Source organism: Labrenzia sp. VG12 (assembly GCF_002237595.1).
Taxonomy (GTDB): Bacteria; Pseudomonadota; Alphaproteobacteria; order Rhizobiales; family Stappiaceae; genus Roseibium.
The window spans coordinates 3153945-3167469 of the sequence record NZ_CP022529.1 but is presented as its reverse complement, the minus strand read 5'-3'; the positions used below and the strand labels follow the sequence as shown (position 1 = coordinate 3167469).

Sequence of the window (13525 nt, the reverse complement as noted above, 5' to 3'; positions counted from 1 at the left end):
CGATGAAACGACCCGAACAGGCGGAGCCCAAAGAGGGCACTGGCCGCCGGGATTTCCTGAAACTGGCCGCTCTTTCGGCGCCCGTTGCCGTGGCTGCGACAGCCGCAGGCGGGACTGCCGAAGCTGCGACCCCTGATCTGTCTTCGGACAAGATGCAGGACACGGCGCATACCCGCGCCTATTTCGACAGCGCCCGGTTCTGACCGGACGCCCTGAGCATCCCTTTTGCTGAAGTTCGCAGATCCGATGCTCGAAGACGTTGGACAGGATCAGTGACACGGCCGTCAGATAAGGCGACCTTTTTCTGATCTCATTTGCCCCGGCCAATGGTTGCGTGACGCCCGACGGCCGGACACTGACATCCAACCCAGCCGTATCGAGTTCGATACAAGCAAGGTAGGGCAACATGCTTAGGAAAAAGACCAATGGGGTTGCGCGACGCCCCCAGGGTGCAAGTATCCTTAGAGACGCTGCACACAAATCGGTAGACCGCCGGACCTTCCTGAAAGGATCCGGTCTTGCCGCAGGCGGCCTTGCCGCCATCACCGCCACAGGCGGTTCCGTGACCAGGGCTGAGGCGCAAGCTGGCAGCAACGCGGTCGATCTTGTTAAATCCGTCTGTACCCACTGTTCCGTCGGCTGCACCGTGATTGCGGAAGTCTCCAACGGCGTCTGGGTCGGCCAGGAGCCCGGATGGGACAGCCCGTTCAACCTCGGCGCCCACTGCGCGAAAGGCGCGGCCGTCCGCGAACACGCCCATGGCGAGCGCCGGCTGAAATATCCGATGAAAAAGGAAGGCGGCGAGTGGAAGCGCATCAGCTGGGACGAGGCGATCAACGAGATCGGCGACCAGATGATGCAGATCCGGGAAGAAAGCGGCCCGGACAGCGTCTACTGGCTCGGCTCGGCCAAGCACAATAACGAGCAAGCCTATCTGTTCCGCAAGTTCGCAGCCTATTGGGGCACGAACAATGTGGATCACCAGGCCCGTATCTGTCACTCCACAACGGTTGCCGGCGTAGCCAACACATGGGGCTACGGCGCCATGACCAACAGCTACAACGACATCCATAATTCCAAGGCGATCTTCATCATCGGCGGCAATCCCGCGGAAGCCCATCCGGTTTCCCTGCTGCATGTGCTGCGTGCCAAGGAACAGAACAACGCGCCGGTGATCGTCTGTGATCCGCGCTTCACCCGAACGGCGGCCCATGCCGACGAATATGTGCGTTTCCGCCCGGGCACCGACGTCGCCCTGGTCTGGGGCATTCTCTGGCACATCTTCGACAATGGCTGGGAGGACAAGGAGTTCATCCGCACCCGTGTCTGGGGCATGGACCAGATCCGCGAGGAAGTCGCCCGCTGGACGCCGGATGAAGTCGAGCGTGTGACCGGCACGCCGGAAAGCCAGCTGAAACGCGTGGCGCGGACGCTTGCCAACAACCGTCCGGGCACCGTGATCTGGTGCATGGGCGGCACCCAGCACACCAACGGCAACAACAACACCCGCGCCTACTGCATCCTGCAGCTTGCTCTCGGAAACATGGGTACCTCCGGCGGTGGTACCAACATCTTCCGTGGCCATGACAACGTGCAGGGCGCAACGGACCTTGGCGTTCTGAGCCACACGTTGCCGGGCTATTATGGCCTGTCGGCTGGGGCCTGGGGCCACTGGTCACGTGTCTGGGACGAGGATCTCGACTGGCTGAAAGGCCAGTTCGCCACCACCACTGGTGCAGATGGCAAAGAGAAGAACCTCATGAACCTGACCGGTATCCCGGTCAGCCGCTGGATCGACGGTGTTCTGGAAGATCCGGCCAATACCGACCAGCCCAACGCGGTCCGGGCCATGGTGCTTTGGGGACATGCCCCGAACTCCCAGACCCGCATGGTGGAAATGAAGAAAGCGATGGAACAGCTGGATACACTGGTCGTGGTCGACCCGTATCCGACGGTCTCTGCCGTGCTTCATGACCGCACGGACGGTGTCTATCTGCTGCCGGCCTGTACCCAGTTCGAAACCCGGGGCTCCGTGACCGCGTCGAACCGCTCACTGCAGTGGCGCGACAAGGTGGTGGAACCGCTGTTCGAGAGCCTGCCGGATCATGTGATCATGGCCAAGTTCGCGAACAAGTTCGGCTGGGGCGACCGTCTCTTCCGCAACATCGAGATGGAAGATGCGGAAACACCGAACATCGAGGATATCACCCGCGAACTGAACCGCGGCCTCTGGACGATCGGTTACACCGGTCAGTCGCCGGAGCGGATCAAGTCGCACATGGCCAACCAGCACACCTTCGACAGAACGACGCTGCAGGCCGTGGGTGGCCCGAATGACGGCGACTATTACGGCATGCCGTGGCCCTGCTGGGGTACGCCGGAAATGAAGCATCCGGGCACACCGAACCTCTACGACATGTCCAAGCCTGTTGCGGAAGGAGGCCTGTGCTTCCGGGCCCGTTTCGGTGTGGAGCGCGACGGCCAGAACCTGTTGGCAGACGGCGTTTCCAACCCGGGCGCGGAAATCCAGGACGGCTATCCCGAGTTCACCATGCAGATGCTGATTGATCTCGGCTGGGATGGTGATCTGACCGACGAGGAACGGGCTGCCATCGATGCGGTTGCAGGACCGAAGACCAACTGGAAGACCGACCTCTCCGGCGGTATCCAGAGGGTTGCCATCAAACATGGCTGCGCCCCATTCGGCAACGCAAAGGCGCGAGCCGTGGTCTGGACTTTCCCGGATCCGATCCCGCTCCACCGCGAGCCGCTCTACACCAACCGCCGGGACCTGGTGGCAGATTATCCGACCTACGAGGACCGGAAATTCTACCGCCTGCCGACGCTTTACGCTTCCATCCAGAAGCAGGACTTCTCCAAGGATTACCCGATTATCCTGACGTCCGGCCGACTGGTGGAATATGAAGGCGGCGGGGATGAAACCCGGTCAAACCCATGGCTTGCCGAGCTTCAGCAGGACATGTTCGTCGAAATCAATCCACGAGATGCGAACAATCTCGGGGTGCGGGACGGCGCGCAGGTCTGGGTTGAAGGTCCGGAAGGCGGCAAGGTCAAGGTCATGGCGATGGTGACCGAACGGGTCGGCGAGGGCGTTGCCTTCATGCCGTTCCACTTCGGCGGCCATTTCCAGGGCGAAGACCAGCGGTCCAAGTATCCGTCGGGAGCCGATCCGTATGTCCTGGGCGAAAGCACCAACACGGCGCAGACCTACGGCTACGATTCGGTCACCCAGATGCAGGAGACCAAAGCCACTCTCTGCAAGATCTCGGCAGCGTAAGGAGGAAATGCAATGGCACTTGGACAAGCGAGGGCTAAGTTCCTTTGTGACGCTGAGCGTTGCATTGAGTGCAATGCCTGTGTGACGGCTTGTAAGAACGAGCATGAGGTGCCCTGGGGCATCAACCGCCGCCGGGTGGTGACCATCAATGATGGCAAGCCTGGCGAACGGTCGATCTCGGTCGCCTGCATGCACTGTTCGGACGCACCCTGCATGGCGGTGTGCCCGGTCGATTGTTTCTACCAGAACGAAGAAGGCGTGGTGCTTCACTCGAAGGACCTGTGCATTGGCTGCGGCTACTGCTTCTACGCCTGTCCGTTCGGCGCGCCGCAATTCCCGCAAGCGGGCAATTTCGGATCACGCGGCAAGATGGACAAATGCACCTTCTGTGCAGGTGGTCCGGAAGAGAACAACTCGACCGCGGAGTTTGCCAAATACGGCCGCAACCGTATTGCTGAAGGTAAACTTCCGATCTGTGCGGAAATGTGCTCCACCAAGGCGCTCCTGGCAGGTGATGGGGACGTCGTCTCCGCGATCTACCGTGAGCGTGTGGTTGCCCGTGGCTTCGGCTCCGGCGCCTGGGGCTGGGGTTCTGCCTACGGCCGTCAGGGCAACTGATCGGACGGAATGTCTGGTGGCGTTGGAGGGGCTTCGTCACTGGACTTTTCGGGCCCGCGTGCCCGCAATCGACAAAAAGCGGGGCGGTACATCAGTGTGCCGCCCGGTTTGTCTGACATGACGAAACCCGAGATTTCAAGATGATGAGGACCCGGTGATGAAACGCCTTGCCTTGGCAGTTGTTGTTCTCTTCGCCTTCCTGTCCCAGGGATTTGCGCAGGACCAGGCTCTGGAAAACGTTCCCGACCGGTCCGCGACCGGCGGCGCCCAGACCCTGGAAGACATCATGAAGCGTCAGCGCGGCGAGAAGGTCGACAACGATTTCCGTCGCAACGCCACCGGGGATCCGAATTCTGCCGCCGGCCTTTCCTCTCAGCTTGGAACTTTGGGTGGGGTGTCCGATCCGGAACTCTGGCGCGCGCTGCGTTTCGGGTCGGCAGATATCAAGGTGTCTTCCGGAGGCAAGGAGGCCACTGTCCTCATGCAGGATGGCGGCATGCGCTGGCTGGAATGGCGCAAGGGACCGCTTGCGACCTATGGCGCCTATCTGCTTGGCGCGACGATTGTGTTCCTGGGACTGTTTTACCTGCTCCGTGGCCGCATTCGGATCGACGGCCAGAAAACCGGCCGGACCATTACCCGCTTCAAGGCTGTGGAACGGTTCGGGCACTGGCTGCTTGCCGGGTCTTTCATTCTGCTTGGTGTGACCGGTCTTCTGACACTGTTCGGCCGCCTCGTGATCATCCCGCTGATCGGCAAGGATGCCTTCGCTCCGATCGCGCTGGCGTCCAAGTGGATCCACAACAACGTTGCCTGGGCCTTCATGCTCGGGCTCGCCATGGTGTTCGTGATGTGGGTGGTGCACAACATCCCGAACAAGACCGATCTGAAATGGATCGCCGTCGGCGGAGGCCTCCTGAAAAAAGGCGTTCATCCGCCCGCACGCAAGTTCAATTTCGGCCAGAAGATGATCTTCTGGGGTGTCATCGTCCTCGGCGCCTCGATTTCCGCTTCCGGCCTGTCGCTGCTGTTTCCGTTTGAAATGCCGATGTTTGCGGGAACCTTCGAACTCCTGAATGCGACCGGCCTGCCGCAACTCTTTGGCTTTGGCACGCTGCCGACAGTCCTGGCGCCGCACGAGGAGATGCAATACGCCCAGCTCTGGCACTCGATCATTGCGTTCGTGATGATCGCGATGATCCTGGCGCATATCTATATCGGCTCGGTCGGCATGGAAGGTGCCTACGACGCCATGGGGTCCGGCGAAGTCGAGCTGCAATGGGCGCGCGAGCATCACGGCCTCTGGGTCGAGGAGGTCGAGGAAGCCGACCGGAAGGCCGGCTCTGCGGCAAAAGACGCGGTTCCAGCGGAATAAGGCCGATCCAGGTATGACCGGTTTGCCTCGGAAGGAAGAACCCTGGACGTTTTGCTTGCGCCGTCTGTCATCCCCGCGCATGCGGGGACTCAGGGCCCTTCATCCTGTGCAGTCGATTGAAGCGACCAACAGAGAGCCCAGGAGCCCGGTACACGCTGAGCTTGGCCGGCCTGAACGATGCGCCGGCTATTTCATCACGCTCCTGGTTTCGGCCGCGCTGACAACACTTGCCCAGGCCGCCGATTTCCAGACCCTGAAGGGGCACGGTGGCCCGATCATGGGCATTGATGTCTCGCCGGAGACCGGAAAAGTGGCGACTGCGAGCTTCGACAATTCGGTCGGTCTCTGGTCTGGCCGGGCGCCCGCCTGGCTGGAAGGGCACGCAGCAGCGGTCAAGGTGGTGCGCTTCGTCGACGGTGACAAGGTCGTTTCCGCAGGCGATGACAACGACCTGATCCTGTGGGACCCGGCGGCGGCAGCATCCACTCGCCTTGTGGGCCATACCGCCAAGGTGATTGGGCTCGCTGTTTCGCCCGACAAGTCGCTGATCGCCAGTGCCAGCTGGGATGCCCGTGTCGGGCTCTGGCCCGTGTCCGGGGGCGCGCCGGACTTTCTTGAGGGCCACACGGCCGGGGTCAACGCGGTCGTCTTTTCGGGCGACGGTCAGCGGCTCTATTCGGCCTCGGTCGATGGCTCGATCAAGCTCTGGGATATTGCCGGGCGATCTGAAAAACGCATCGTCGACCGCAATGGCTTCGGCATCAACGTGATTGCCCTTGGGGGGCGGGGGAGACGGAAAGCTGGATTGCCTATGGGTCCCAGGACGGAGTCACACGCATCGTCGACATCGAGACCGGTGAACGGCTGAAAGACATTTCCTTCGAGCGCCGGCCGATCCTGGCCCTTGCCATCAGTCCGGACGGCACCAAGCTGGCCACGGGCGACGGTCATGGGTACATCACGGTGATGGACACGGAGAGCTGGGCGATCGAGACCGATTTTCGCGCGGCGCTGAAAGGACCGATCTGGGCGCTGGCCTTTTCGAAGGACGGCACGGTTCTGCATGCCGGCGGCATTGAAAACATCGTCTATTCCTGGCCGCTGGCGGATCTGGCCAGCTTTGATCCGATGGCGACCGAAACGCCGCAGTTCCTGAAGAAACCGGAAGAGATGAGCAATGGCGAGCGGCAATTCGCCCGCAAGTGTTCGATCTGCCATGCGCTCAGCGAAGAGGGGGGGCGCAAGGCCGGGCCAACACTCTACAAGGTCTTCGGCCGCCAGGCCGGCACGCTTCCTGGCTATCCTTATTCCGAAACCCTGATCGGATCTGATATCATCTGGTCGGCCGAAACGATCAACCAGCTGTTCCTGGACGGTCCCGACCACTATATACCCGGGTCGAAGATGCCGATGCAGCGGATCGTCAAGCCGGAAGATCGCGACGACCTGATCGACTACATGCGAACGGCAGGTGCCGGTGGAGCCACTGAGGGAGAGACACAATGAAAGCGATGCTTCTGGCCTTTGCGGCCATCGTGGTGATTTCCGTAGGTGCCAACCAGGTCCTGCACAATATCGGTTTTTCCAGCGCTGACCAGTCAACCAGCTCTTCGGTGCGGCTGGGTAACTGACATCAACGCATACTGATCGGCAGGAAGCGAACGGCGGGTGCAGGTGCCGGCCATTCGCATTAGACGTGCCTGGCGTCGGTACGTCGAGGGATCCGGAAGGTGCCGGTGACGAGACTGGCACCGGAAATGATGAAGCCGAAACCCAGGATCGCGAACCAGCCGAGGCTTTCTCCCAGGACCAGAACACCCAGAAGGACCGATGCGACGGGCATGAAGAAGGCCAGCAGGGATGTGTTCGATGCGCCTGCCTTGCCGATCAGCCAGAACATCAAAAGCACCGGTATGGCCGTGTTGAAGAGGGCCACCACGACAAGGCCGACCAGGTGACCAGGTTCGGGTGACAGCGACCAGGGGGTGTCAATCAGCAGGCTGAGGGGGATGAGCGCAAACGAGGCGACAACCAGCTGACCCGCTGCGAGGACGACAGGGCTCGTGCTGCTCAGGGTCCGCGCGAACAGCGTGCCGATGGCATAGCTCAGGGCTGCAAACACAGTGACCCCGGCCCCCAGTACTTGTGTGCCCAGGGTCGAGAAAGCACCGGGGCCAATCGCCAGGATGACACCGGCAAAGCCGATCAGCACTCCGAATACCCTGGTCGGTGTCAGATGCTCCTCCGCGAGGACCAGAGGTGCAAGCAGGACACTGAAGACCGGGATGGTGGCAAATAGAATTCCGCCGAGACTGCTGTCGATGTGGAGCTGCCCGAAGGCGATAGCGACATAGGGGATGACGGCCGTCAGCAGACCGAGCACGATCATGGGAAGCCAGACCTTGCCTGGCTTGGGCAATTGTCCACCGTTGAGATAAAGGAACAGGACCACCGCAACGGCCGCAAGGGCGGCGCGACCCGCTGCGAGTGTGAACGGAGGGATGCTGGTTACGGACACCTTGATGAACAGGAAGGATGAGCCGAACAGTGTTGCCGTCAGGATCAGAATGGCCCATAGGGGCAGGGACATGGATCGGGTCATGGGGATCTCCGAAGTGAGGTGGTCAGTCTGCGGGCATGGATCCCGCAGGCCTTTTCGCAATGCTCAGGCGGTGTTTGAAGATTCCGGCATCGGCTTGTGTTCCTGGCCGATCATTTCGGTGTAGGTGACAAAACGGAACGGGTCGAAGAACTGGATGGCGCTGCGCAGCCTGTCGGCAGCCTCGCACTTGAGAGCTGTCAGTGCCTTGCTCGGGCCAAAACGCTGTTCGGCCGCGATCGCAAATTTGAGCGCCAGTTCGTTGTCGCCGTCTCGGATCATCTTGCGGATAGCCCGTGCGGCCTGGTTCGCCGACAGGCCGAGATAGCGCTCCAGGAGACGGCCAAAATCGGTGCTGACCAAAGTGTCGAGACCCTGTGGATCCTGACCGGTCCGGTCTTCCTGCCAGATACCCACCATGTGGTCTGCCGTGCGGGCAATGACATTGTCCCGCGCAGCCAGGAAGGAGAGATAGGCCTCGGGCTGGTCCTGCAGACCGGGTGGTACAAGATTGAGCCGGATGATGTCTTTGGCCGAATATCCGTGGCTGATGTGCTTGCGAACGGCATCGACCAGCCAGACGTAGTGCTCCCGGAAGGCTGCCAGTTGCTCCGGTCCATAAAGGGCCGTCAGCGGGTGATGGCCATGCAGGATGTGCTTCGGCCGTCTGGTCAGGACAGCGTCTATGCTTTCAACGGCGCCATCCATGAAGCCTTCGTTGATCCAGGGTTCGCCGTACCAGGGCATGACGATGTCGCCGACAAAGATCGTGGCAAGGCCCGGGAAATGAACCAGAAGCGCGTCTTCCGTCTCGCCTCCGGTGACCGGAACAAGTTCTATCGATGTGCCGCCGGCCGTCAGCTCCAGGCGGTCGCCGACCGGCACATCGGGCGCGTAAGCCGTCACCCATCGATGGTCGAAGTCCCGTCCGCGAAAGAGACTGTAGCTGTGATGCCGGTCAACGCGGTCGACAACGGCCTGGTAATTGTCTCGACCGTAGAAAACGGCCTCCGGAAAGACCTGGCGAATATAGCTGTGCCCGCCGATGTGGTCCCAGTGGGAATGGGTGATGAACACCTTGGTGACCGGCGGCAGATCCGGGTGATGTGACAGAAGATATTCATGCGCGGCCCGCAGCGAGTGCGGCTGGGTTCCCGCGTCCAAGGCCAGAAGTTCCGTGCCATCGTCCGACAACACGAAATAGATATCGGAATAGCCGAAGCCATAAAGGGCAAAGACGCGACCGGGAAGAATTTCATCCAGCACGGGCTCGGGTGCCATGGTGGCGCCGGCGTCCACGGTCGCGGTGAACCAGCCCATCAGCATGGCGTTCGGCCGGTAGCTGTCAAAGCCGCTGCGGCGCCAGAAAGCCTCGGCCAGATCCTTGCGCCCGTCGCTTTCGTGCAAGCGGGCAAGCTGGCGATAGACCTCGCGGTAAAAGCCGAAGACGGGTTCTGTTTCCGGGCGCTCCGCCAGCCAGTTGAGATCCTCATAGGCCTGCTTCTTTTTGCCGAAGAAAAACGGCACCTGGGCGTAGATCTGCCCGGCGGCCCACCGCACCACCGGATCTTCACCTCTCGTTATGCGGCGGGCCTCCTCCAGGATCCGGAAACTCTTCAAAACCCAGGGAATGCGCCTGTGCAAGGGAACGCGCTCGGCGTGGGTCGCGCGAAGGATTGCGAGCGCAGCAAGATAGACGGCCCGGACATCGTCGGTCATGTTGGCGCCATGTGTGCTCAAAAGGCGGTCGAAGAAAGGGATGCCCACGGCCTGCTGATTGGCGTTGAGATAGCCATTGAGCATCAGGAGCGTGGCGCGGGGATCTGTGTTCCGTCCGTAGGACATCACCGTTTCAAAAAAATGCAGCGGGGCATGGAAACTGCGATCCGGATTGGGTGACGTCAGGTGGTCTGCAAACCCCTCGGCTGGCACGAGGCTCTCGACAAGGCCCCGAAGTTCGGTCGCCGTGCGAATATCGGGCTTGGGCGGGGACGAGGCGCGCAACCGGTCACGCGCTACAGATTGCTCTTGGTTCGGAAGATCACGTGCGACGGGCGCCGCGATAACATCAGATGGGCCTTGCATGTTTTACCTCATTTTAGGTGTATCTACACCTATTTGAACTGGAAAGATGAACCTGTAGCCATGCGCATGAGGGCTCAGCTCATGACGTAGTTGATATCGGCCAATTCCTGTCTCAGGATCTGCCAGCGGTCTTCGCCGAATTTTTCCAGGAAATCCGCCTGTGCCTGGCGCCAGAAGGGCGTGGCCTCGGCGATTGCAGTTTCCCCATTTTCGGTCAACGCCAGCAAGCGCATGCGCGCATCCTCCCCGGGGCGTTCGTCTATCAAACCGTCCTTCTTCAGCACCCGCACGTTGCGGGTGAGGGTCGTCCGGTCCATGCCGAGCAGCTCGGCGAGCCGGGTGATGGAAACCGGAGCGTGCTGGCGCAGCACCACGAGCAGCGTGAACTGCGTATTCTTCAGCCCGCCCTGCTGCAGGCGCTGATCATAGAACTGGGCGATCAGGCGCGTGGTCTTGCGCAGGTTCATGCAGGCACAGGCGTCGACGTCGCTCATGACGGGGCCTCATAAAAGTGTATCTGCACCTATAAATGTGTAGATACACATAAAAGTCAAGAGCCGGGCTTTGCCGTAAGGAAAAAGGCTTCATCAAAAAGAGCTGTCTGGAAGATGGCGCGATCAAGTTGCCGGGTATTGGGCCTGCACAATTGTGCGACCGATTTTGTCAAACGACCATGCGGTCAGCTCAAATCGGAGGAACCGGGTTCAGCACAAAGCTGGAATGCAGTTACTTCGCTGGTCGTGACGGGAATGGTTGCAAATAGAAATCGAATTTCAACTCTCGGTGTGCGGGGCTTTTCTTCTGAGAGATAGTGATAGCCTCCAGAAAAAGGTCAGGTATGTCATTAACTGTTCATTGGAGTGTCTGTTTTACTTTGTTTCCATGCGATCAGGATGTCGGGAAAGAGGAATGGAAAGTCTCTTGAACGCCGCATTTGCCTGGGCACTGCAGAGAAGAATCTGGCTGATTCTTGTTGTGTGCGTATTGGCGGTTTCGCCGGTGAGAGCCGCGGAACGTCTTGTCTTTTCGACCTTTGAAGGGTCGCCCCTGTCGACGGTTGGTGGACTGGTCCTCAAACGGGCTTATTCCAAACTGGGAATAGAGGTGGAGATCTATGAAACCTCCGGCTCCAGGTCCCTCGTGTTGGCCTCGACCGGGCACGTTGATGGCGAGGTCATCCGGATCCGCGACGTGGAAGACCGGTTCCCGAGTTTGCTTCGAGTCCCGACACCCACTGTTTTTCTGGAAGGAATGGTCTTTGTTCAGGAACGTGGGGCGGAGGCCATGACCCTTGAAAACCTGCCTGAAAAACATGTCGGCTACCTTGTGGGGGCGGTGCATGCGGAAATCTTTACAGAGGGTTTTTCAAATGTCTGGACCGCGCCGGATGAAGGCGAGCTGTTCCGGTTGCTGGCCTCAGGCAGGCTGGATGCAGTGATAAGCGACCGGATCGACGGTGGCCTGACAATCGCCAAGCTGAAACTGTCCGGTATCGTCCCCCTTGGGGCCCCGTTTCAAGTCGAACCGCTCTATCACTATCTTCACATCCGGCATCGTGCATTGCTTCCCCGGATCGAAGCCGTTCTGACCGAAATGAGCGCCAGCGGTGAGGCCGCGGAGATTGTCAGAGAGGCGATTGCCGAAGGCAGGTAAGTGCACCGTTCCGGCGAGGCAGGTGGCTACTGCTGTCGCAATCCATCCGGAAAAAAGCGGTCGTCATTGAAGCCGACTTCCTTTTCGATCATGCGATTAAGCAGGTCGTTCATGCGCATGATCAGGTCGCCATTGGTCTTTGGATCGGCCGCCAGATTGACGACTTCGTCCGGATCGGTTTGTAGGTCGAACAGTTCCAACTCATTGTCTGCAAGCAGGTCGTCCAGCGTCTCCGGCGTATTGAACCTGTCAGGTGCGTAGTAGCGCGCAAACTTGTAGCGGCCGTCATAGACGAAACTGATGAACCCGCGACGGGACATGTCGGGTTTGGCGACTGCGAAGGACGGTGCGGGCCGACCTTCGGCGATGTCCCGGCACACCCGCATCATGTAGAGGGAATCGACAGTCTGAAGGCCGACATAGTTGAACAGCACGGCTTCGCGGATGGCATCGACCCCGGCGCCGCCCGGGTTCTTGAGCAGGGGCGAAAAATCATGGCCCGGCAGCCCGGAGACGGCAGCATCCCGCCTGGTCTTGTCCGCATTGGTTAGCCCGACAAGTGTCGGGATGAGATCCATGTGGCTCGTGAGGGCCTGACAATTGCGGCCGCCGTCATGTTCCGGGTGCACAACAACAGCCGGCACATGGACTTCCTGCTCGTAGGGCAAGGGCCCCTTGCCGCGCAGCCCGCCATGGGCGCCGCCAAGCTCGCCATGGTCGGCCGTTCGCATGACGACGGTCGATTTCCAGAGATCGAGATTGCTGATGGTCTCCAGAAGGGAGTGCAGGTTGCGGTCATTGTCGCGGACGAGATTCAGATAGAAATTGTAGTAGCTGTTCCACATTCCAGCTTCATGGACAGGTATTTCGCCGAGAAATGCCGACCAGCCGATCATGTAGGACAGGTGCGCGCGCGGCCGTCCCGGTGCATCCATGCGTTCTGTGGCGCTGGGTGACGGAGCAAACTTCCACTGGGTTGCAAAAAAACTGTTGTCGGGCGGGGGCACGATTTTCATGCCCACCTGCGACTCCTGCACCCTTTTGCCCGGTTCGTTGACTTCCGCATACATGATGTCATGCGGCGAAACGAAACTGACAATCAGGCACCAGGGTTTGCCCTTCTTGTTGATTTCCTGGGCGTTGGTCCGGAGCCAGCGAATGGCCGCACCCGCCGTGTAGGTGTCCGTGTCGTAGGCCTGATCAGGAGCCCCGACCTTGTCGCCGTCGGGCGCAAACGTGTCAAAACCATAGGCCTTCAGCGCATCGGTGTAATTCACGTCCGACTTCGGCGCGATAATGTCCTTGCGCAGTTCGAACTTGCCGAAATAGGCGGTTTCGTAGCCAAGGTCCTTGAAGATGGTGCCAAGGCTGGGGCGGTCCGTCCTGAGGCTCGGCACATAACCGAGTTCCATCTGGTCGAAGACACCGTTGATCTGGGGCGGCTGGCCCGAAAACATCACGCCGCGTGACGGCGTGCACATGGCGGCGCCGATATAGTGATTGTGAAAGGTCGTGCCGCGCCGTTGAAGCTCGTCACGGGCAGGCGTCGTGAAGCCTTCAGCCGGGCGCAGGTGATAGGCTTCTTCGTCGGAAATGAACAGGATGACGTTATAGGGATGGTCGGCTGGGGCCGCGCGGCTGGCCCTGAAGGCGGCTGGCTTCTGCTCAACCGGTGTTTCACCTGTCGATGTTGCCGCCGATGCTGAAAATCCGGCAAGCGGCGCGAATGCCGCTGCTCCGGTGCCTGCCTTCAGCACATTCCGGCGGCTGACCCCTTTTCGGTCTTTGTCGGTGTCGGATGGTCCGCCGGGCGGTGTCTTGCGCTTGGTCATCAGTCCACCTTGGTGCTTCAAACGAACTGGTTGGATCTGCCCTAGGGTAAGAGCGTAGATCAGGG

12 protein-coding genes are annotated in these 13525 nt (G+C 60.3%); 8 read left to right on the top strand and 4 right to left on the bottom strand.

The genetic code is table 11. The features are described from left to right. Positions 1–2: 2 nt before the first annotated feature. The 7 genes from CHH27_RS14670 to CHH27_RS28520 all read left to right on the top strand — a co-directional run bounded on the left by CHH27_RS14670 (position 3) and on the right by CHH27_RS28520 (position 6922). Positions 3–203: a twin-arginine translocation pathway signal protein gene (locus CHH27_RS14670; RefSeq protein ID WP_094072253.1), complete on the top strand. Its 201-nt coding sequence runs from the start codon at positions 3–5 to the stop codon at positions 201–203. A gap of 203 nt (positions 204–406) precedes the next feature. After that, on the top strand, positions 407–3298 hold the full coding sequence (locus CHH27_RS14665; protein ID WP_094072252.1) for a formate dehydrogenase subunit alpha: 2892 nt from the start codon (positions 407–409) through the stop codon (positions 3296–3298). Between the two features lie 12 nt (positions 3299–3310). Then, on the top strand, positions 3311–3916 hold the full coding sequence (fdh3B, locus tag CHH27_RS14660; protein WP_094072251.1) for a formate dehydrogenase FDH3 subunit beta: 606 nt from the start codon (positions 3311–3313) through the stop codon (positions 3914–3916). Between the two features lie 157 nt (positions 3917–4073). Next, positions 4074–5291, top strand: a complete 1218-nt coding sequence (locus tag CHH27_RS14655; protein ID WP_094072250.1) for a formate dehydrogenase subunit gamma — start codon at positions 4074–4076, stop codon at positions 5289–5291. A 106-nt stretch (positions 5292–5397) separates the two neighbouring features. Further along, the gene (locus CHH27_RS28115; protein ID WP_208988229.1) at positions 5398–6159 is read left to right on the top strand and encodes a WD40 repeat domain-containing protein; all 762 of its coding nucleotides are present in this window, start codon (positions 5398–5400) and stop codon (positions 6157–6159) included. Between the two features lie 98 nt (positions 6160–6257). Next, the gene (locus CHH27_RS28110) at positions 6258–6797 is read left to right on the top strand and encodes a cytochrome c family protein (protein WP_247646287.1); all 540 of its coding nucleotides are present in this window, start codon (positions 6258–6260) and stop codon (positions 6795–6797) included. After that, positions 6794–6922 (top strand): hypothetical protein, encoded by a 129-nt coding sequence (locus tag CHH27_RS28520; RefSeq protein ID WP_256386387.1) that lies wholly within the window; start codon positions 6794–6796, stop codon positions 6920–6922. The genes CHH27_RS28110 and CHH27_RS28520 overlap by 4 nt, the downstream gene beginning before the upstream one ends. Before the next feature lie 59 nt (positions 6923–6981). On the opposite strand, the gene CHH27_RS14645 is transcribed toward CHH27_RS28520, so the two are convergent. From CHH27_RS14645 to CHH27_RS14635, 3 genes are all read right to left on the bottom strand, one after another. Then, positions 6982–7893 (bottom strand): DMT family transporter, encoded by a 912-nt coding sequence (locus tag CHH27_RS14645; protein WP_094072249.1) that lies wholly within the window; start codon positions 7891–7893, stop codon positions 6982–6984. Positions 7894–7956: 63 nt separating this feature from the next. After that, positions 7957–9975: an MBL fold metallo-hydrolase gene (locus CHH27_RS14640; protein WP_094072248.1), complete on the bottom strand. Its 2019-nt coding sequence runs from the start codon at positions 9973–9975 to the stop codon at positions 7957–7959. 74 nt (positions 9976–10049) lie between these two features. Beyond that, a complete protein-coding gene (locus CHH27_RS14635; RefSeq protein WP_094072247.1) occupies positions 10050–10469 on the bottom strand; it encodes a MarR family winged helix-turn-helix transcriptional regulator in 420 nt (139 codons plus the stop codon). A 415-nt stretch (positions 10470–10884) separates the two neighbouring features. On the opposite strand from CHH27_RS14635, the gene CHH27_RS14630 reads away from it, so the two are divergent. Then, positions 10885–11628: an ABC transporter substrate-binding protein gene (locus tag CHH27_RS14630; protein ID WP_157738937.1), complete on the top strand. Its 744-nt coding sequence runs from the start codon at positions 10885–10887 to the stop codon at positions 11626–11628. A gap of 26 nt (positions 11629–11654) precedes the next feature. On the opposite strand, the gene CHH27_RS14625 is transcribed toward CHH27_RS14630, so the two are convergent. Next, positions 11655–13460 (bottom strand): sulfatase-like hydrolase/transferase, encoded by a 1806-nt coding sequence (locus CHH27_RS14625; protein WP_094072245.1) that lies wholly within the window; start codon positions 13458–13460, stop codon positions 11655–11657. Positions 13461–13525: the final 65 nt, after the last annotated feature.

Bases quoted from the DNA above. Each gene is read 5' to 3' on its own strand.
- fdh3B (WP_094072251.1), top strand. From the start codon at position 3,311: ATGGCACTTGGACAAGCGAGGGCTAAGTTCCTTTGTGACGCTGAGCGT.
- CHH27_RS28110 (WP_247646287.1), top strand. From the start codon at position 6,258: ATGGACACGGAGAGCTGGGCGATCGAGACCGATTTTCGCGCGGCGCTG.
- CHH27_RS14665 (WP_094072252.1), top strand. From the start codon at position 407: ATGCTTAGGAAAAAGACCAATGGGGTTGCGCGACGCCCCCAGGGTGCA.
- CHH27_RS14670 (WP_094072253.1), top strand. From the start codon at position 3: ATGAAACGACCCGAACAGGCGGAGCCCAAAGAGGGCACTGGCCGCCGG.
- CHH27_RS14655 (WP_094072250.1), top strand. From the start codon at position 4,074: ATGAAACGCCTTGCCTTGGCAGTTGTTGTTCTCTTCGCCTTCCTGTCC.
- CHH27_RS14645 (WP_094072249.1), bottom strand. From the start codon at position 7,893: ATGACCCGATCCATGTCCCTGCCCCTATGGGCCATTCTGATCCTGACG.
- CHH27_RS14635 (WP_094072247.1), bottom strand. From the start codon at position 10,469: ATGAGCGACGTCGACGCCTGTGCCTGCATGAACCTGCGCAAGACCACG.
- CHH27_RS14625 (WP_094072245.1), bottom strand. From the start codon at position 13,460: ATGACCAAGCGCAAGACACCGCCCGGCGGACCATCCGACACCGACAAA.
- CHH27_RS14640 (WP_094072248.1), bottom strand. From the start codon at position 9,975: ATGCAAGGCCCATCTGATGTTATCGCGGCGCCCGTCGCACGTGATCTT.
- CHH27_RS14630 (WP_157738937.1), top strand. From the start codon at position 10,885: ATGGAAAGTCTCTTGAACGCCGCATTTGCCTGGGCACTGCAGAGAAGA.
- CHH27_RS28520 (WP_256386387.1), top strand. From the start codon at position 6,794: ATGAAAGCGATGCTTCTGGCCTTTGCGGCCATCGTGGTGATTTCCGTA.